The organism is Nocardia donostiensis, from assembly GCF_002081715.1.
Classification (GTDB): domain Bacteria; phylum Actinomycetota; class Actinomycetes; order Mycobacteriales; family Mycobacteriaceae; genus Nocardia; species Nocardia donostiensis.
In genome coordinates, this window is the sequence record NZ_MUKP01000002.1 from 66,825 (window position 1) to 85,455 (window position 18,631).

Annotated in this window: 16 protein-coding genes and 1 pseudogene; 6 read left to right on the forward strand and 11 right to left on the reverse strand. The window is 68.6% G+C overall.

Annotated features, from left to right (window positions below; genetic code table 11):
• Positions 1-291: 291 nt before the first annotated feature.
• From lnt to B0T44_RS01835, 5 genes are all read right to left on the reverse strand, one after another.
• Positions 292-2,037 carry an apolipoprotein N-acyltransferase gene (gene lnt, locus B0T44_RS01815; protein ID WP_077114948.1) on the reverse strand — a complete coding sequence of 582 codons (1,746 nt, stop codon included), beginning with the start codon at positions 2,035-2,037 and terminating at the stop codon, positions 292-294.
• Entirely contained in the window at positions 2,027-3,631 is a 1,605-nt protein-coding gene (locus tag B0T44_RS01820; RefSeq protein WP_077114949.1) for an amidohydrolase, read from the reverse strand. Before B0T44_RS01820 ends, lnt begins: the two co-directional genes overlap by 11 nt.
• Positions 3,632-3,709: 78 nt before the next feature.
• Complete coding sequence (locus tag B0T44_RS01825) at positions 3,710-4,201, reverse strand: FxsA family protein (RefSeq protein ID WP_077114950.1); 492 nt, start codon at positions 4,199-4,201, stop codon at positions 3,710-3,712.
• A 164-nt stretch (positions 4,202-4,365) separates the two neighbouring features.
• Positions 4,366-5,025: a response regulator gene (locus B0T44_RS01830; RefSeq protein WP_077115150.1), complete on the reverse strand. Its 660-nt coding sequence runs from the start codon at positions 5,023-5,025 to the stop codon at positions 4,366-4,368.
• Between the two features lie 31 nt (positions 5,026-5,056).
• A complete protein-coding gene (locus B0T44_RS01835; RefSeq protein ID WP_077114951.1) occupies positions 5,057-6,226 on the reverse strand; it encodes a sensor histidine kinase in 1,170 nt (389 codons plus the stop codon).
• Between the two features lie 54 nt (positions 6,227-6,280).
• Here B0T44_RS01835 and B0T44_RS26915 point away from each other — a divergent pair, with 54 nt between their 5' ends.
• The 3 genes from B0T44_RS26915 (at position 6,281) to B0T44_RS01845 (ending at position 9,478) form a co-directional block, all read left to right on the forward strand.
• Positions 6,281-6,448: a hypothetical protein gene (locus B0T44_RS26915; protein WP_175647929.1), complete on the forward strand. Its 168-nt coding sequence runs from the start codon at positions 6,281-6,283 to the stop codon at positions 6,446-6,448.
• Positions 6,449-6,527: 79 nt separating this feature from the next.
• On the forward strand, positions 6,528-8,078 hold the full coding sequence (locus B0T44_RS01840; protein ID WP_081511475.1) for a TldD/PmbA family protein: 1,551 nt from the start codon (positions 6,528-6,530) through the stop codon (positions 8,076-8,078).
• 17 nt (positions 8,079-8,095) lie between these two features.
• Positions 8,096-9,478: a TldD/PmbA family protein gene (locus tag B0T44_RS01845; RefSeq protein WP_077115152.1), complete on the forward strand. Its 1,383-nt coding sequence runs from the start codon at positions 8,096-8,098 to the stop codon at positions 9,476-9,478.
• Positions 9,479-9,718: 240 nt separating this feature from the next.
• Here the strand turns inward: B0T44_RS01845 and B0T44_RS01850 are convergent, their stop codons facing one another.
• Positions 9,719-10,102 carry a PPOX class F420-dependent oxidoreductase gene (locus B0T44_RS01850; protein ID WP_077115153.1) on the reverse strand — a complete coding sequence of 128 codons (384 nt, stop codon included), beginning with the start codon at positions 10,100-10,102 and terminating at the stop codon, positions 9,719-9,721.
• A 92-nt stretch (positions 10,103-10,194) separates the two neighbouring features.
• Positions 10,195-10,752, reverse strand: a complete 558-nt coding sequence (locus B0T44_RS01855; RefSeq protein WP_077114952.1) for a PadR family transcriptional regulator — start codon at positions 10,750-10,752, stop codon at positions 10,195-10,197.
• Positions 10,753-10,875: 123 nt separating this feature from the next.
• Between B0T44_RS01855 and B0T44_RS01860 the strand changes: the two genes are divergently transcribed.
• Positions 10,876-11,595, forward strand: a complete 720-nt coding sequence (locus B0T44_RS01860) for a DUF8817 family protein (RefSeq protein WP_077114953.1) — start codon at positions 10,876-10,878, stop codon at positions 11,593-11,595.
• Between the two features lie 54 nt (positions 11,596-11,649).
• Here the strand turns inward: B0T44_RS01860 and map are convergent, their stop codons facing one another.
• Positions 11,650-12,417 (reverse strand): type I methionyl aminopeptidase, encoded by a 768-nt coding sequence (gene map, locus B0T44_RS01865; protein WP_077114954.1) that lies wholly within the window; start codon positions 12,415-12,417, stop codon positions 11,650-11,652.
• 76 nt (positions 12,418-12,493) lie between these two features.
• On the opposite strand from map, the gene B0T44_RS01870 reads away from it, so the two are divergent.
• Positions 12,494-12,757: a helix-turn-helix transcriptional regulator gene (locus B0T44_RS01870; RefSeq protein ID WP_077114955.1), complete on the forward strand. Its 264-nt coding sequence runs from the start codon at positions 12,494-12,496 to the stop codon at positions 12,755-12,757.
• A gap of 128 nt (positions 12,758-12,885) precedes the next feature.
• Here B0T44_RS01870 and B0T44_RS01875 read toward each other — a convergent pair whose 3' ends face one another.
• Positions 12,886-13,845, reverse strand: coding sequence for an endonuclease/exonuclease/phosphatase family protein (locus tag B0T44_RS01875; protein ID WP_077114956.1), 960 nt, complete (start codon positions 13,843-13,845; stop codon positions 12,886-12,888).
• Positions 13,846-13,971: 126 nt separating this feature from the next.
• On the opposite strand from B0T44_RS01875, the pseudogene B0T44_RS26250 reads away from it, so the two are divergent.
• Positions 13,972-14,080: pseudogene (locus B0T44_RS26250) on the forward strand (integrase core domain-containing protein); the annotation flags it as partial.
• A gap of 248 nt (positions 14,081-14,328) precedes the next feature.
• On the opposite strand, the gene B0T44_RS01880 reads toward B0T44_RS26250, so the two are convergent.
• Both B0T44_RS01880 and cobN read right to left on the reverse strand, forming a co-directional pair.
• A complete protein-coding gene (locus B0T44_RS01880; RefSeq protein WP_139347655.1) occupies positions 14,329-14,616 on the reverse strand; it encodes a hypothetical protein in 288 nt (95 codons plus the stop codon).
• 163 nt (positions 14,617-14,779) lie between these two features.
• Positions 14,780-18,352, reverse strand: coding sequence for a cobaltochelatase subunit CobN (gene cobN, locus B0T44_RS01885; RefSeq protein ID WP_077114958.1), 3,573 nt, complete (start codon positions 18,350-18,352; stop codon positions 14,780-14,782).
• Positions 18,353-18,631 lie beyond the last annotated feature (279 nt).

The window sequence follows — 18,631 nt, forward strand, 5'->3', positions numbered from 1 at the left end:
CGTCGTGACGATCGGATGGCCTGTTGGGTCGGATTTGTTTCGCTTCAACGTCGTTGGCGGAACGCCACTTTGGTTGGCTACATTTTCGCAACACTGCGCCTCGACCCGGATTGAACGACCGAAATGCGGGCACGTCGGCCCCTATGGCCTACACAATCTTCCCGGTGGCTACCGATCAGCGAACGGCGAATTACATGCGCAAAGCCGCAATCCCGGGTTCGGGCCGGAAAAATACCGGCTGTCCGGTTAGGGGCAGCCGTGGGAGCGGGGCAGATACCGGCTCTGCCGGGATCAGATCGACGATCGGTCGGCGGATGCGCCGCGATGGGCCGTACGAGCCCGACGCTCTATTCGCCACCTGATAGCCACGGCAGCCGATACCGCAACGGTCAGCGCCACCGCGACCCATTCCGGGACCGAACCCAACCGGGTGGCCACGGTCGTGTTGTCACGCAACGGTACCTGCGCCACCAGCGCCGCGGGCACGAACAGCTGGCTCTGTTCCCGCACCCCCCCGTCGGCAGCGATGATCGCGCTGACCCCCGACGTGGCCGCGACGACAAGCGAACGGCCGTGTTCGACCGCCCGGATCCGCGACATCGCCAGCTGCTGATAGGTCATCTCGCTGTCGCCGAATGTCGCGTTGTTCGTCGGAACGGTGAGTAACTGCGCGCCCGCGTTCATGGAATCGCCGAAGGCGCGGTCGAAAGCCACCTCATAACACGTGGCGACCCCGATATCTATTCCGGCGGCGGTGACCGTGCCGTCGCCGTGTCCCGGCACGAAGTATCCGGCGCGGTCGGCGTATTCGGAGAACAGCCGGAAGAAACCGCGCATCGGCAGATATTCGCCGAACGGCTGGATGATCTTCTTGTCGTGCCGCTCCCCCGGCCCGCCGTCAGCGGTCCACACCATCACCGAGTTCGTGGTGGTGCGGTCGTCGTTCACCAGGACCGCGCCCACCAGGACAGGAGCGTCGATCCGGCGCGCCGCGCGGGTGATGGCGGCTGCGGCGTCGGCATTGCGCAGCGGGTCGATATCGGAGGAGTTCTCCGGCCAGATCACCAAGTCGGGTTTGGCGACACGGCCGGAGGCCACCTCGTCGGCGAGCTGTTCGGTACGGCGCACATGGTTGTCGAGCACCGCCCGTCGTTGTGCGTTGAAATCCAAGCCGAGCCGGGGAACGCTGCCCTGGATCGCGGCGACGGTTATCGTCGAGTCGCCCTCATCCTGGGCGGGCAGGGTGGGGCGCAGGAGGAGACCTGCGACCGGCCCGACGAGGGCAGTGAGCACGGCAGCAACGATCACAGCGCGTATGGGCGCACCCGGGCTTCGTAGCGAAGCCACCACCCGGCCGGTTCTGATGAACCACGGGTCGGGCGGAACAGCATCGCCGCCGCCCCGCGTGGCGGCTCGTTCGGGCAGAGGCAGCCCGGCGCTCGTCCGGTTGATATCCGGGAGGGCGGCTGCCCGTATGGCGAGGACAAGCGCCGCGATCCCGGTTCCGGTGAGCGCTACGGCGAAACCGACAAGTGGTGCACCGCCGAGCGAAGCCAGCGGCAGGAACCAGCCGTCGGCTTGACCGAAGGCGAGCCGTCCCCACGGGAAGCCGCCGAACGGAAAGCTGGACCGGCCCCATTCGGCGGCGGTCCAGGCCAGCGCGATCCACAACGGCCACGCGGGCAGTGTGGCGAGCAACCGGGCGAGCACCCCGAAGAGCCCGATATAGACCGCGCACGCGGCCGACAGCGCCAACCAGGGCAGCGGGCCGACGTAGATCCCGGTCCACGGCAGCAGCGGCAGGAAGAAGCCGAGCCCGGCGAGCAGGCCGTATCCGAAGGCGTCGCGCAGCCGGCCCGCGGCGCGGACGACCAGGGTCAGCAATGCGATACCGACCGGGGCGAGGAACCACCATGGCCGGGGCGGAAAACTGCCGAACAGCAGAAGTCCCGCGAGGATCGCGGCGACCGCCCTGGTCGGCACCGGATAGCGGTCGTACCAAGTGGTCCGCGACCGGGTGGCCGGTTCAGCCGCCATAGATGGTCACTCCCCGGTGCACGGTGCGCAGACAGGTCGGCAGCGGCGTATCGGGATCCAGCGGCGGCAGGCCGGGCACCCGGGCACGCGGGTCGGTGGACCAGCGCTGCACCGCATCGGATGCGGCGGCGACGACCAGTTCGTCCGCGTCCCATATCGCGTAGGAGGCGGGTGCGCCTGGCACCAGTGTCCCAGCGATCCCGTCGCGCACCCCGCCGGCGCGCCAGGCGCCCCGGGTGGCGGCGGCGAACGCGGCACGTGGCGACAACCCGTGCCCAGCGGTGCGGTGGTGGACGGCCGCGCGGACCGCCGCCCACGGGTCGAGTGCGGTCACGGGGGCGTCGGAGCCGATGGCCAAGGAGATACCGGCGGCGGCCATTGCGGCGAACGGGTTCAAGGTGGCTGCCCGCTGCGGGCCGAGCCGTTCGGCGTACATACCGTCGGGACCGCCCCAGGCGGCGTCGAACACCGGCTGCACGCTGGCGATCACACCCCAGGAGGCGAGCATGCCGATCTGGTCGACGTCGAGCATCTCCGCGTGTTCGATGCGGTGGCCGAGTGCGGCGACGCGGGGACCGCCGAGGTCGGCGACAGCGCGGGCGAAACCTGCGACGACGGCGTCCATGGCGGCGTCACCGATAGCGTGGAAACCAGCTTGGATACCGGCTTCGGTGCAGGCACGGATATGCGCGGCGACAGCGTCGGCGTCGAGGTACCCGAGGCCGGTGCCGGGCGCGTCGGCGTAGGGTGCGCGCAGCCAGGCGGTATGGGAACCGATCGATCCGTCGACGAACAGGTCCCCGCCGAGCGCGTGCACGCCGAGGTCGGCGATCAGGGCGCGAGCCTCCTCGGCGTCGCTTACCGCCTGCCCCCAGTAGGCGCGGACCTGCACCCCGTGCTCGATATCGAGCAGCTCCCGCACATCGTCGACGCCGGCGATATCGGGGCCCGCGCATTCGTGCACGGCGACGATACCGCGTGCTGCCGCCAGGTCGAGGGCTGCGCGGCGGGCCGTATCACGCTGTTCCCTGGTCATCCCGGCGCGGATCGCGGCCCGGACGTGATGGTGCGCAGCTGCGCGCAGCGGTTCGCCCCTGCGGTAGCCGGAGACGCCGGTCAGCTCGGGCACGGCGTCCAGTAGCGCGGTGGAGGCGACCGCCGAATGGGCGTCCACCCGGGACAGGTACACCTGCCTACCGGGATTCGCTCCGAGCGCGGCATCGATCTCGGCAGGGGTGGGCGGCCGATGTTCGGGCCATCGGGTCTCGTCCCAGCCGTCACCGAGGATTGCGCCGTTCGGGTGAGCTGCGGCGTGGTTGCGGACCAGTTCGAGGCAGTGCGCCAGGGAGCGGGCCTCGGACAGGTTCAGTCCCGTCAGTTGCAGGCCGAGGGCGGTGGTGTGCAGATGCGGTTCCACGAAAGCGGGCGCGACGAACGCGCCGTCGAGATCGATGATCTCCGCGTCCGGGTGCAGGGCCCGCCCCACCTGATCGGCGCCCAGCCAGACGATCGTGCCATCGGTCACCGCCAGCGCGGTGGCATCGGGTGCACTGGAACTGTAGATACGACCGCCGATCAGCAACTGCGTACTCACGGTCGTTCAGTCTGCCGTACCGCGCGCCGGCAGCGCGGTGTGGGCGTCGCGGCGCCGCTCACACCCGGGACCACCGGGTCAGTACTTGTCGAGAACCGGCCGGGTCGAGGGCCTGGGATCGCTCGGGTCGTCGTACCACTGGGTGACCACCGTGGCGTCCACCACATCCTCGGCGTCGATGACGACACCGCGATGCGGCACCGATGCGGCGATCTCGGCCACTCGCCGGGCAGCGACCGCAGCGACCAGCGGACGTGCCAGTGCCCGGGTCGGTGGCAGCAGCAACAGCAGGCCGAGCACCGAGGTGACCAGGCCGGGAACGAACAGCAGCACCGCGCCGATCGCGACCAGAGCGCCGTCGGCGACAGCGGTACCGGGGTTCACCTCCCCGCGCCCTGCCCGGCGGAACTGGTCGAGTACGCGCCGCCACTGGGAGCCGAGCAGCAGCATCCCGGCCGCCGAGCAGGCGATCAACACCAGGATCGCGGTCAACACACCGAGCCACTGGGCGACGGCGGCGAACGCGGCGATCTCGACGACGAGGTAGGCGACGAACACTAGAACTGGCATGACGTTCCTTCCGGACGATCTACCGGTACAACGCGCGAGCTGCCCGATTTTCTCCCGACGGTCCGATGCCACATCGACGCCGGCGCGCAGCCTGCGCGGACCGGTCGGTCCGGCAATCCTGCGCCCTGAGCGGCGCCGGACGGCTGATGGACCGGACACGCCGCTCAGCCGCCGGGCCGGACGAGCCCGGTCTCGTAGGCCAGCACCACAGCCTGCACCCGATCGCGCAGGCCGAGTTTCGTCAGGACGCGGCCGACATGGGTTTTCACGGTCGCTTCGGACAGGAAGAGCTGTCCGGCGATTTCGGCGTTGGAACGGCCCGCCGCGATCTGTTCGAGCACTTCGCGTTCGCGTGCGGTGAGGACGTCGAGCACGCCGGGGTCGCGGCTGGGCGCCGGATCTTCGGCGATGAGACGGTCGAGCAGACGTTTGGTGACTTTCGGGGACACCACGGCGTCCCCGGCGGCGACGCTGCGGATCGCCGACACCAGATCCTCGGGTGGGGTGTCTTTGAGCAGGAAACCGCTGGCACCCGCGCGCAGCGCGCCCAAGGCGTGCTCGTCCAGATCGAAGGTGGTCATCACCAGGACCCGGCTGCCGTGCCCTGCCTCCAGAATCCGGGAGGTGGCGGTGACGCCGTCCACCACCGGCATCCGCACGTCCATCAGCACCACGTCCGGGGCCAGTTCCGCCGCACGGCTCACCGCGGTCGCGCCGTTGTCGGCCTCGCCGACGACCTCGATATCCGGATGCGCGCCGAGCACCATCTTCAATCCCATACGCATGAGTTCCTGGTCGTCCACTACGAGAACGCTGATCGGCACGGCCACCAATGTAGTGGCCGCATGGGCGCCGCTATTCCTGCGGTGGTGTGAGCGGGATCGTCGCGTGCACCCGCCACGCCCCCTCCGCGGTGCGGCCCGCCTCTATGGCCCCGCCGAGCACCGCGACGCGTTCGCGCATACCGGCCAGGCCGAGACCGCTGCCCTGGATGCGTTGCCCGGATGCGTGCACCGGAACCCCGCCGGAGTCGGTGACCTCGATTTCCACATCTCGTTCGCGGCGATGCACCCGCACCCACGCCTTGGGGTGGGCGCCGGCGTGGCGCAGCGTGTTGGTGAGCGATTCCTGCACGATCCGGTGCACGCCCAGGCTGATCTCGGGGGCGATCCCATCGAGCTCGCCGGACAGTTCCAGATCCACGGCCAGCCCGGTGTCCCGCATCATCTGCACCACCTTCGCCAGCCCCGCGGTGCCGTGCTGGGGCACCTGGTCCGGCGCATGTTCGGTGCGCAGCAGCGCGACGGTGCGGCGCAGTTCCCGCAATGCCTCCCGGCCGCTGCCCGCAATGGTGACGAGGGCCTGTTCGGCGGCGTCCGGGTCGCGGTGCAGCGCGTACCGGGCGCCGTCGGCCTGCACGATCATCACGCTCACCGCGTGCGCGACCACATCGTGGAGTTCTCGGGCGATGCGGGTGCGTTCGGCCGAGACGGCGTCATGGGCGCTGCGTTCGCGGTCGTAGTCGGCGACGGCGAGGCGGGCGGCGACCTCGGCGTCGTAGGCGTGGCGGGCTCCGACGAATTCGGCGAGTGTCCAGCACAGCGCGAAATACAGGACGATGAACGCCAGATCGGTGCCCGTGAACCCGGTGACCGCCACTATCGCGTACCCCGTGTCGACAACCAGCACCGTCAGATACCACAGCCCGTCGCGGCGGCCCACGTAGGCGACGAGGGTGTAGAGCATGATCCCGAGGCCGAGCAGCGCGCTGTGCATGGCGTCGTCGGCGAGCAGATAGCCGATGGTGGTCGCGGTGAGCGACAGCACCAGCAGCAGCGCCGCCATCTCCCGCGGATAAATGCGGCGCAACACCAGCGGCAGCGGCAGCAGCACGCTCATCACCAGATAACCGGCCTTGTGCTCGGCGTCGCCCACCCCGAGCACGTCGACCACCAGCAGGGCCACGGCCAGCGCGGAGTCGGTGATGACGGGTTTGTCTCGGAGCCACAGGCTGAACCGGCGCACGCCGCCAGCGTAAGTGTGCCGGGCCGGTCGCCGCGGGCCTGGTCGGCTCGGGAAGTGGACTTCGGGGACCGGGCGGGGCGGTCGGCGGCGATGGCGGGCTGGGTGGGACGCGGCCGTCGCGGCGGCCACGGGGCGGCGGTGACCACGCTCATCGACCTGGACCTGTTCATCCCGATCGTGCTCGTGGTGTTGCTTGTGGTGGAGGTGGCGATGGTGCTGTGATTGGGCTGGCAGCAGTTCAGCGAGGCACCGGAACGGGTTCACGCAGCGGCGACCGATCTTGCCGTCTACCGTTGTCGGGGTGAGCATCGCGACTTCCACGGAATCGGGCGGGACGGGTCACGGTATCGACGCCGACTTCACCGCGCTGCCCCTGTCGGTGTTGACCGAGGCCGCGTTGTCGGCGGCGAAGGCGGCCGGCGCGAGTCACGCCGACCTGCGGGTGCATCGCCTGATCACCCAGTCGATCCGGTTGCGCGACGGTCGGGTCGAGACCGTCACCGACGCCACCGAGCTCGGTTTCGCGGTGCGGGTGATCGTCGACGGCACCTGGGGTTTCGCCTCCCATGCCGCGCTGACCCCGCAAACCGCCGCCGCTGTGGCGCGGCAGGCGGTGACGGTGGCGACGACGTTGCGCGCCCTCAACCGGGAGCGAGTCGAACTGGCCGAGGAGCCGGTCTACGCCGACGCGCACTGGAGCTCGGCGTACCGGATCGACCCGTTCACCGTGCCTACTACCGACAAAGTGGCGCTGCTGCAGGACTATTCGGGGCGGCTGTCGGCGGCCGACGGCGTGGACCATGTGACGGCGTCGCTGCTGCAGGTCAAGGAGCAGACCTACTACGCAGACACCGCGGGCTCGTCGATCACCCAGCAGCGGGTGCGGCTGCAACCGGAGCTGGAGGCCATCACCGTCGACACCACCACCGGGGTGTTCGAGACGATGCGCACCGTCGCGGCTCCGGCGGGCCGGGGCTGGGAGTACGTCACCGGCGCGGACGGGGTGTGGGATTGGGACGGCGAACTGTCCCGTATCCCGGAATGGCTGGCCGAGAAAGTGAAAGCGCCCAGTGTAGTGGCCGGCCCCACCGATCTGGTGATCGATCCGACGAACCTGTGGCTGACCATCCACGAATCCATCGGCCACGCCACCGAATACGACCGCGCCATCGGCTACGAAGCCGCGTATGCCGGCACCTCGTTCGCCACCCCCGATCAGCTCGGCTCCCTGCGCTACGGTTCGCCGATCATGCAGGTCACCGGCGACCGAACCGAACCGCACGGGCTGGCCTCTGTCGGCTATGACGACGAGGGCGTGGCCGGGCAGCGCTGGGACCTGATCCGCGACGGCGTACTGGTCGGCTACCAGCTGGACCGCGTGTTCGCGCCCCGGCTGGGACTCGGCCGCTCCAATGGCTGCTCCTACGCCGACTCCCCGCACCATGTGCCCATTCAGCGGATGGCGAACGTCTCTCTGCAACCGGACCTCGAACGCGACACCAGCACCGAGGAACTGATCTCCCGGATCGAGGACGGCATCTACATCGTCGGCGACAAATCGTGGTCGATCGATATGCAGCGCTACAACTTCCAGTTCACCGGCCAGCGTTTCTTCCGTATTCGCAACGGCCGGTTGGACGGCCAACTACGCGATGTCGCCTACCAGGCGACGACCACCGATTTCTGGGGTGCGATGGAGGCGGTGGGCGGCCGGTCCACCTGGCAGTTGGGTGGGGCGTTCAACTGCGGGAAAGCGCAACCGGGGCAGGTCGCGGCGGTCAGCCACGGCTGCCCGTCGGTGCTGGTGCGCGGGGTCAATGTGCTGAATACGCGGACGGAGGCGGGCAAGTGAGTGTGACCGGCACGGGTGTGTTGCCCGCGGGGGCGGTGGTCGAGCAGGCGCTGGCGTTGTCCCGGGCCGACGAGGCGATGGTGATCGTCACCGATGCGCATGAGGCATCGCTGCGCTGGGCGGGGAATTCGATGACTACCAATGGTTCCTCGGTATCGCGGCAGTGGTCGGTGATATCGGTATTCCGTGACGGGCCGCGGAGCGCGCGGGTGGGCAGTGTCGCCTCGACCAGCGTCGACCAAGCCGATATCGAAGCTGTGGTGCGGGCCAGCGAAAGCGCGGCACGTACGGCCGCACCCGCCCGGGATGCGATGCCGTTGCCCGAGCCCGGCGACGAGGCCGACGCCGGCGATTGGGCGCAGGCGCCGGGCAGCACCGATATCGAGGTGTTCAGCGGGCTCGCCGCGGATCTGGCGGCCGGTTTCGACGCTGCCGACCGGCTCTACGGTTTCGCCCACCACCAGGTGCACACCACCTGGTTGGGGACGTCTACCGGGGTGCGCCGCCGTCATGTGCAGCCCACGGGTTCGGTGGAGATCAACGGGAAACGCGGTGCCGGCGCGGATCTGGCCAGCGCATGGGTCGGTGCCGGGACCGTTGATTTCACCGATGTGCAGGTGCCCGCGTTGCTGGCGGAATTGTCGCGCAGGCTGGACTGGTCGGCGCGTCGCGTCGAACTGCCTGCCGGCCGGTACGAGACGCTGCTCCCGCCGTCGGCGGTGGCCGACCTGATGATCTATATGTCGTGGTCGATGGAGGGCCGTGGCGCGCACGAAGGCCATACCGCGTTCGCCCGCGCCGGCGGGACGCGGATCGGTGAACGCCTCACCGATATTCCGCTGACCCTGTATTCGGACCCGGGTGCGGCCGGGTTGGAGTATCAGCCGTTCGTCGCGACATCGGCCTCCTCGGAGACGCTGTCGGTGTTCGACAACGGGATACCTGCGCACCGGGTCGACTGGCTGCGCGACGGTGTCATCGCCTCGCTGATCTATCCACGTGCCACCGCCGCCGAATTCGGCGCAACCCCCACTGTTCCCGGCGACAACCTCCTGCTCACCGGTGGTTCGCAGGTCACGCTGGAGGAGATGATCGCCCGCACCGAACGCGGTCTGCTGCTGACCACGCTGTGGTACATCCGCGAAGTCGATCCGGCCACCCTGCTGCTGACCGGCCTCACCCGCGACGGTGTGTACCTCGTCGAAGACGGCGCTGTCACCGCCGCCGTCAACAACTTCCGCTTCAACGAAAGCCCGCTCGACCTGTTGCGGCGCACCAGCGAAGCCGGGGCTACCGAGGTCACGCTGCCACGCGAATGGAAGGACTGGTTCACGCGTACGGCGATGCCGCCGTTGCGGGTTCCCGATTTCCACATGTCGTCGGTGAGTCAGGCGACCTGAGACCGCGGGCAGTCCCGGCCGGTCGTCCGTGGCGACGCGGTGTCCTGCCGGGGGCGGGTCCGTAAGCTCCCCGCACACGCGCCGGGCAGCTCATGCCGGAGCACAACCGCCTCGGCCCACTGGGTATCGGCGAGCGAAAACAGCGGCGCGAGGCAGGCGCACGTCGAGCCGAGACTGTGCGACGAGGTGGACGACCGGGCGCCACCCGTATGGTTTGCCCGGCCCAGCCAGGACCGCCGGTCAGGCGGCCGGTGTGATCTCGATCCCGATGGTGCCCGCTTTGCCGCGGCGCAGGGTGCTGCCGAGCAGGATCAGCGGCGCGGTCAGCCGGTACTTCTTGCGCAGCAGACGGCGTACGTGTTCGGTGCCCTCGGCGTCGAGGATGCGGCCGGTGCCTTCCAGCACGTCGCCGTACGGGGTGCCCTTGTAGTTGCAGGGCTGCAGGGTGACCGACGGGTTGCGGCGGAGCCTTTTCACCTTCCAGCTGTCGGTAACGGTCCAGACGTACAGTTTGCCGCCCTCGGACACCGCCCATACCGGTGTCGGCACCGGTGTGCCGTCCTTCCGGAAGGTGGTCACCAGGACGTAGTCGGCGGTACCGACCGCACCGAGCGTGTTACTCATGGCCAGCAGCCTAGCGAGCGAACCGGCGCCGAGCCTGCCCGCGAAGTACGGCGAAACCGGCTGCACCGCGCAGCAGCACGGGCCTTCCCTGGTCAACGGTCGTCGTCGGCCATCCGGTATTCGCCCGCTTCCAAGCGGCCGAGCACACCGGAGGTCCAGTCGGCGAAGTTGGCGAAAACGCTGCTCCACAGTTCGAGCAGATCGGTGGCGTGTGGCGGGTCGTAGCGGCCGGGGAAATCGCCGATCATCGCGAGCAGCTCGTCGTGGACGGCCCGGGTGCGTGTCTGCTGTTCGCGTAGTTTCTCGATGACGTGCTCGCGCGGTAGTGCGTCCATGAAGGCGAGGGCAGCGCCGAACTCCTCCATATCAATACTGACCAGCGCCTCGTCCATGAGCGTGCGGAATTCGGCTTCCCCGGTTTCGGTCAGTTCGAACAGGGTGCGGCCCGGGCCCTGGGTACTGCCCTCGGTGCCCAGAGCCCGCAGCTTTCCTTCCTGGGTGAGCTGTTTGAGCGCGTGATAGATGGAGCCTGGTTTGACGTTGGTCCAGGTGTCGGCGCGCCACGACAGCAGTTCTTGCCGCACCGCATAGCCGTGGATGGGTTGTCGGGTGCGCATGACCCCGAGCACGAGCAGCCGCACCGACGACATGGGCGCTCCTTCCGTAAGTCCGCCTCAGCCCATGCTAGTCAAACTTGACTTCCGAATCGTCAGCTACCTAACCTTCGGTAGTCAAACTTGACTACCGAAGGCAACCTTCACCGGAGGGTAAAAATGGGCGATACCGCCGTTCCCGTACTCCCCAGCACCGACCTCGGCCGCACCCTGGATTTCTTCCGGGCGCTCGGCTACACCGTCACCCACGAACAAACCAAGCCCTATGTCTACGGGGCGATCGAGGCCAACGACTGCGCCCTGCACTTCACCTCCGCCCCCAAGGACGCCCCGGCATCGGATGGCCAGGCAGGCTGCCTGGTGATGGTGGACGATGTGGCGAGCAGGCATCGCTCCTTCACCGAGGCGCTACGCACCCGCTACGGGAAAGTCCCCGCCTCCGGGCCCGCCCGCATCACCCGCTTCCGCTCGGGACAGACCCGCTTCAGCGTCATCGACCCGGACGGCAACTGGCTCACCTACATTCAGCGCGACGAACCCGAAGAGCTCGAATACGGCGGTTCCCGAGAACTCGACGGTTTGGCCAGGGTCATCGACAACGCCCGCATCCTGCGCGAATTCAAGAACGACGACAAGAGCGCGACCCGCGCGCTCGAAGCGGGCCTGCGCCGCTTCGGCGCCGCAGCCACCACCCTGGACCGGGCCCGCGCCTTGGCCGCGCTGCTCGAACTCGCGGTGGCAACTGAAGATTCCGAAAGAGCCGCCGCCCGCCGCGCCGACCTTGCCGCGCTCGAGCTCACCGAATCCGAACGCAGCACCCTCACCGAGGAACTCTCCGCAGCCGACGGATTGGCCGAATGGCTTTCCGGCACCTCGTAACGCGGAGCAGGGTCCCCGCGAGCGGCGCGATATCCAGCAGCAGCGGCGCAGCGCTCAGGCCGCGGTCAGTACCGATGGGCCGTCCTCGGTGATGGCGACGGTGTGTTCGGAGTGCGCGGTGCGGGAACCATCTGCAGAACGAATGGTCCAGCCGTCCTCGGGATCGGTGATTATCCGGTCGGTGGTGCGGGCGAACCAGGGTTCGATGGCGATGGTCAGGCCTGGGCGCAGCAGGTAACCGCGCCCAGCCCGGCCCGCGTTGGGTACGTGCGGGTCTTCGTGCATGGTGCGGCCGAGTCCGTGGCCGCCGAATTCGGTGTTCACCGGATAGCCGTAATCGCGGGCCACCGTGTAGATCGCTGCCGAGATATCCCCCATCCGGTTCCCCGGCAGCGCCACCTCGATCGCCGCGGCAAGCGCTTCCTCGGTGGCGCGCACCAGCCGCAGATCCTCGGGCGCGGCGGTCCCGACGACGACCGTGGTCGCGGCGTCGGCCACCCAGCTGTCGATCGAGAGCGCCAGGTCCATACTCAGCACATCTCCGTCGCGCAACGCGTAGTCGAACGGAAGCCCATGCAGCACCGCGTCGTTCACCGACAGGCAAACGGTGTTGCGGAACGGCCCGCGACCGAACGACGGCGCATAGTCCCAGTAACACGACTGCGCGCCGCGCGCGGAGATCCGTTCCCGCACACCCTGTTCCAACTCCAGCAGGTTCACCCCCACCGCCGCCCGTTCGCGCAGCTCCGCCAGGATCTGCGCGACGAACCTGCCCGCGACTCGCATTCGCTCGATCTCCGCGGGCGTTTTCAACTCCACCATCACAACCTCCTCAGAACAGTATCGGCATTTTAATACCATCTTGTGGTATTTAAATACCAGCCGTAGGCTGTGCCGCATGGTTCGACTGCCACTCACCCCCGCCCAGATCGAGGCAGGCCGCCGCCTCGGCGCCCGGCTCAGGGAAGCACGCGGTAGCCGCGACCTGGGCGAGGTCGCGCGAGCCGCCAATATCTCCCCCGAGACCCTGCGCAAGATCGAAACCGGCCGGCTCCCCTCCCCTGCCTTCGGCACCGTGGTTCTGCTGAGCCAGGTCCTCGACCTACCACTGCAGGAACTCGCCGACGTATGGCAGGCGCCCGGCCTCGCCGCATCGGCCTGACCAGCAGTTACGTCGGCCTCCCCGGAGATGCGCCGTCGGCCCGGCCGGGTGAGCCGCTGCACGGCGGGGCAGACTCGAGCGCATCCGATACCGGCGCTCGGGCACTTGCCGAGCGAGATACGCCCGCGTCAGGCGGCCAGTCCGGAAGGCAACCGTAGCTGCGCCAATACCGCCCGATGATCCGAACCAGGAATAACCAAGGTACTCACCCGTTCCGCGCTCCCGCCAGCCACCAGCACATGATCGATCGCGATCACCGGGCCCCACGGCCGATCCGCCGGATAGGTGGGCAGGATGCCTGCGCCCGCGAGATCGGCTGCGGCGGAGAAATTTCCGCCCAGCAGGTTACGGAACGCGGCGTGATCGCCGGTCGCATTGAAGTCGGCGCCGACGATCGCGGTGCCGTGTTCCCCGCCGAGGATTCCGTGGATGCGGCGCATCTCCGCACCCCAGATCGCGCTGTCGGCAGTCGGTGGGAGCGGATGGAAGGCATACACGGTGACCGCGCCGAGTTCTGGGAGGTCGACGGTTGCGGCCAGATTGTTCAGCACGAAGCCGTCGAATTTCCGGTTGTCCCGCAACGGGAAGCGGCTGTAGATGCCGGTACCGCCACCACCGGCCACCGGTTCCACATATCGGTACGGCAGCAACGTGTCCAGCCCTGCCGCGGACAATCGCGCCAACGCATCAGGGGTCAACTCGTTCAAGGTCAGCACGTCGACCTCGTTGTCACGTACCGCGCCGACCACCGCCGCGGCATCCGCCTCGCCGAACAGCAGATTCGCTTGCAGCACGGTGACTTCTGTCCCCGTGGCGGCCCGGCCGTCCGGGACGAAGAGCGGCACCTGCACCCACAGCGCCGCCACGACCACGACAACAGCCGCCGCTGCGCTACGCCAGCCCCGCGCGAGCAGGAACAACAGCAGCCCGGCCACCGCCCCGACCATCAGATACGAAGCCCCCGCGGCAAGTAACACCAACTCTCGGCGCTGCCACCCACCCGTATACAGCGCGATTCCGAGCACCCCTGCCGTCAGGGCACACCACCCCAGCCCGAGCAGAACCCGGCTCACCCACACACGTGTCATAACCGCACCCTATGTGCTCGCCTCGACGGGCCTCGGTGGGAATCCCACCGACCGGCCGAGCACTCACGCCGGTGAGCAGCACCGGCTCCGATTCGGCATCCGAGCTCGCACCGACGCCCGGTACCAGCAGAACGCGCCGCAGCCCTCGCACCCTGGCTCGGCTACTACAACTCTCGACGCCGCCACAGTGCCCTCGCACGGTCGCCCACCCATCACCCGGCTGCCACCAACCTGACGGCCGGGTACAACCAGGGCACTTCCTGCAATCATCACCCACCTCGGTCAGTGGCGGTTCCGAAGAAACGGATCACAGCCCAGACCGAACAAGACGAACCAGTCGCCCGGCCGGAGAAACCCACGCCCGGCCAGCACACGAGTCACCCATCGAGCAAAGGTGTGTTCCGGGCGAAGTGGACGCGGCCCAGTGGGGTTCCGCGAGGTGCCGTCCGGCGCGCCGGGCGTGTGGATGTGTCGCCAGGCCGTTCAGCTCGGCGTCCCCGCACCATCGGCGCTCGGCCGGTCCTGCCGCTGTCCGACGACGAGAGCGGTGGCGGCCGCGAACGCGGCGGCATGTCCGGCGAGAGCGAGCACCCACCCGGTGCCGAGGACGACGTCGACCAGCGCACCGGCGATGGCGCCCGCGGCGAACCCGAGCCACGCACCGACGATGCCGAGCAGCAGTGAACGGCCTACCGGCGTTCGACGGAGGGACACGACCACGACAGCGCCCACGAAACCGAGGACGGTGACCGACACGATTGGCATCAACATACCGCCAACGATCCGCGCACCGACCGGCACGCGCATCGGGGTAACCCCTGATCAGTGCCCTGATTGTGCGAAACGACGCGACCGGACCGAGGCCACGCCGCTCACTCGTCGGCACGCGGAGTCGGGCCGAAGGCCGAGGTGCGGTGCCGGATGCCCCGGCCGCCTATTCGAGCTCGCCCTCGGTTTCCAGGTAGATCTGCCGCAGCTGGTCGAGCGTCGCCTGTTCCGGTTCGGCCCACAGTTTCCGTTCGGCGGCCTCGAGCAGCCGTTCGGCGATACCGTGCAGCGCCCACGGATTCGATTGCTCCATGAACTTGCGGTTGGCCTCGTCGAACACATAGCTCTCGGCGAGTTTCTCGTACATCCAGTCGGCGACCACATCGGTGGTGGCGTCGTAGCCGAACAAGTAGTCGACGGTCGCGGCCATTTCGAACGCGCCTTTGTAGCCGTGCCTGCGCATTGCTTCCAGCCAGCGCGGGTTCACCACACGGGCACGGAACACCCGGGAGGTTTCCTCGGACAGGGTGCGGGTGCGGACCGCGTCGGGGCGCGTGCTGTCGCCGATGTAGGCCTCCGGGTTGGTGCCGGTCAATGCCCGCACGGTGGCGACCATACCGCCGTGGAACTGGAAGTAGTCGTCGGAGTCGGCGATATCGTGTTCGCGGGTGTCGGTGTTCTTCGCTGCGACCGCGATCCGGCGGTAGGCGCTGCGCATATCGTCGGCGGCGGGTGCGCCGTCGAGGCCGCGACCGTAGGCGTAGCCGCCCCATGTGGTGTACACCTGCGCGAGGTCGTCGTCGGTGCGCCAGCTCTTGGAATCGATGAGCTGCAACAGACCCGCACCGTAGGTGCCGGGTTTGGACCCGAAGATGCGGGTGGTGGCGCGACGCTGATCGCCGTGTTCGGCGAGGTCGGCGCGGGTATGAGCGCGGACGTAGTTGTCGGTGTCGGATTCGTCGAGGTCGGCGACGAGGCGTACGGCGTCGTCGAGCAGGGCGAGCACATGCGGGAACGCGTCACGGAAGAAGCCGCTGATACGTACCGTCACATCGATACGGGGGCGGTCCAGTTCGGCCAGGTCGATCACCGCGAGACCGGTGACACGGCGACTGGCTTCGTCCCACACCGGCCGTACGCCCAGCAGCGCGAGCACTTCGGCGATATCGTCGCCGGAGGTGCGCATCGCGGAGGTGCCCCACACGGAAAGCCCCACCGATTTCGGGTATTCACCGTGATCGGTCAGGTACCGCTGCAGCAGCGAATCCGCCATGGCCTGACCGGTTTCCCACGCTAACCGGGACGGGACGGCCTTCGGGTCGACGGAATAGAAGTTGCGTCCGGTCGGCAGCACGTTGATCAGACCGCGCAGCGGGGATCCGCTCGGGCCTGCCGGGATGAAACCGCCGTCCAGCGCGTGCAGTACGCGCTCGATCTCGTGGGCGGTCTGCCGCAGCCGCGGCACCACCTCGGTCGCGGCGAACCGTAGAATCCGGCGGACAGTGGTGTCAACGCTGATGGTGTCGACCGCCGCGGCATCCCAGCCGGTGCGCTGCAAAGCCGAAAGCAGTTCTCGTGCCTGCTCTTCCACCGTGTCCACATGTTCGCGGGTTTCCCCACCCGACTCGTCGAGACCGAGCGCTTCGCGCAGGCCGGGCACGGACTGCTCCCCGCCCCACAGCTGCCGAGCGCGCAGCATGGCCAGCACCAGGTCGAGTTCGGTCTCCCCCTCCGGTGCCTGGCCGAGCACATGCAGCCCGTCCCGGATCTGCACGTCCTTGATTTCGCACAGCCAGCCGTCGACGTGCAGCAGCATATCGTCGAAGACGTCCTCGTCCGGGCGTTCGGTCAATCCCAGGTCGTGGTCCATTTTCGCGGCCCGCATCAGTGTCCAGATCTGCTGACGGATCGCGGGCAGTTTCGCCGGATCGAGGGTGGAGATGTTGGCGTGCTCGTCGAGCAGCTGTTCCAGCCGGGAGATATCGCCATAGCTTTCGGCGCGCGCCATCGGCGGGATCAGATGGTCGACGAGGATGGCGTGGGCACGGCGTTTGGCCTGGGTGCCCTCGCCGGGGTCGTTGACCAGGAACGGGTAGATCAGCGGCAGGTCGCCGAGGGCGGCATCGGTGCCGCAGGCCGCGGACATGCCGAGGGTTTTACCGGGTAACCATTCCAGGTTGCCGTGTTTGCCGAGGTGCACCATGGCGTCGGCGGCGAAACCGTCCGGTGCGGCCAGCCAGCGGTAGGCGGCCAGGTAGTGGTGGCTGGGCGGCAGGTCGGGATCGTGATAGATGGCGACCGGGTTCTCGCCGAAACCGCGCGGCGGCTGCACCATCAACACCACATTGCCGAAACGCAGGGCGGCGATGACGATCTCACCCGCCGGGTCGGTGGAACGGTCGACGTACATCTCGCCCGGCGGTGGGCCCCACGCCTCGACGACCGCGTTGCGCAACTCCTCGGGAAGCGTGTCGAACCAGGCGGTGTAGGCGGCAGCGCCGATGCGGATCGGATTGCCTTCCAGCTGTTCGGCGCTGAGCCAGTCGGGGTCCTGGCCGCCCGCCGCGATCAGCGCGTGGATCAGTGCGTCGCCGTCGCCGTCGGCCAGGCCCGGAACCTCACCCGGATCGCCGAGGTCGTAGCCGGCAGCGCGCAGCGCGGTGAGCAACCGGATCGCGCTCAGCGGGGTGTCCAGGCCGACCGCGTTACCGATACGGGCGTGTTTGGTCGGATATGCCGACAGCATGATCGCCAGCCGCTTCCGGTCGGTCGGGATATGCCGCAGCCGGGCATGCCGGACCGCGATACCGGCCACGCGGGCGGCGCGTTCGGCGTCGGGAACGTAGGTGGACAGTCCATCGGCGTCGAACTCTTTGAACGAGAACGGCACCGTGATGATCCGGCCGTCGAACTCCGGCACCGCCACCTGGGTGGCGACATCCAGCGGCGACAGCCCGTCGTCATTGGATTCCCACTGTTCGCGGCCGGAGGTGAGGCACAGGCCCTGCAGGATCGGCACATCCAGTTCGGCCAGCGCGCCGACGTCCCATGCTTCGTCGTCGCCCCCGGCCGAGGCGGTCGCGGGTTTCGTTCCTCCCGCCGCGAGCACCGTCACCACCAGGGCGTCCGCGCGGCGCAGTGTCGCCAGCAGCTCCGGTTCGGCCGTGCGCAGCGATGCGCAGTACAGCGGCAACGGTCGCGCACCGGCCTGCTCGATCGCCGAACACAACGCGTCGACGTAGGCGGTGTTGCCCGCCAGATGCTGGGCACGGTAGTAGACCACCGCGACCGTCGGCCCGTCGATGTCGGCGGCCGCCCGCTCCAGCTCGCCCCAGCTGGGCAACTGCACGGGCGGCTCGAAACCGTGCCCGGTGAGCAGCACGGTGTCGGAGAGGAAATTGTGCAACTGCCGCAGGTTCTGTGCGCCGCCCGCGGCCAGATAGTTGTGCGCATCGGCGGCCACCCCTACGGGCACCGTGGAGCACTCCATCAGCTCGGCGTCCGGCGCCAGCTCACCACCGAGCGCCACCATCGGCACCCCACTGGCCCGCACCGCGTCCAAGCCCTCTTCCCAGGCCCGTTTTCCGCCGAGGATGCGCACGATCACCAGATCCGCCCCGTCCAGCAGCGCGGGCAGATCGTCCACCAGCAACCGAGCGGGGTTACCCCACCGGTAGTCGGCGCCGCTGGCGCGCGCACTGAGCAGATCGGTATCGGACGTGGACAGCAGCAGAATCACAGGTAATGGCCTTCCTCGGGTGACGCGCCCTACGATGGTGTGCTGCTCGCCGGTGAGGGTCTGGCTGTGTCAGTGGCGCGACCGCACCGGAGTTCCACCGGTTTCCTCGTCGCCCGTCGAGCACCCGGAATCTACCGCGACCGGCCACAGCGCGCGGACCCACCCCGGGAAGCGCCCGGAACCACCCCCGGTTCGGCGATTCCCATGGCAGCGGGCTCCCGGAGCCGGGCGCAGGGAGCCGCAGATCCCTCATCACCAACACCGTCTCATGGTGCGGCT

Excerpts from the sequence above, each read along its gene's own strand:
- lnt (WP_077114948.1), bottom strand. The coding sequence starts at position 2,037 with ATGGCGGCTGAACCGGCCACCCGGTCGCGGACCACTTGGTACGACCGC.
- B0T44_RS01825 (WP_077114950.1), bottom strand. The coding sequence starts at position 4,201 with ATGCCAGTTCTAGTGTTCGTCGCCTACCTCGTCGTCGAGATCGCCGCG.
- B0T44_RS01850 (WP_077115153.1), bottom strand. The coding sequence starts at position 10,102 with ATGAGTAACACGCTCGGTGCGGTCGGTACCGCCGACTACGTCCTGGTG.
- B0T44_RS01855 (WP_077114952.1), bottom strand. The coding sequence starts at position 10,752 with ATGTCGTCGGTGCGGCTGCTCGTGCTCGGGGTCATGCGCACCCGACAA.
- B0T44_RS01860 (WP_077114953.1), top strand. The coding sequence starts at position 10,876 with ATGGGCGATACCGCCGTTCCCGTACTCCCCAGCACCGACCTCGGCCGC.
- map (WP_077114954.1), bottom strand. The coding sequence starts at position 12,417 with ATGGTGGAGTTGAAAACGCCCGCGGAGATCGAGCGAATGCGAGTCGCG.
- B0T44_RS01870 (WP_077114955.1), top strand. The coding sequence starts at position 12,494 with ATGGTTCGACTGCCACTCACCCCCGCCCAGATCGAGGCAGGCCGCCGC.
- B0T44_RS01875 (WP_077114956.1), bottom strand. The coding sequence starts at position 13,845 with ATGACACGTGTGTGGGTGAGCCGGGTTCTGCTCGGGCTGGGGTGGTGT.
- B0T44_RS01880 (WP_139347655.1), bottom strand. The coding sequence starts at position 14,616 with ATGTTGATGCCAATCGTGTCGGTCACCGTCCTCGGTTTCGTGGGCGCT.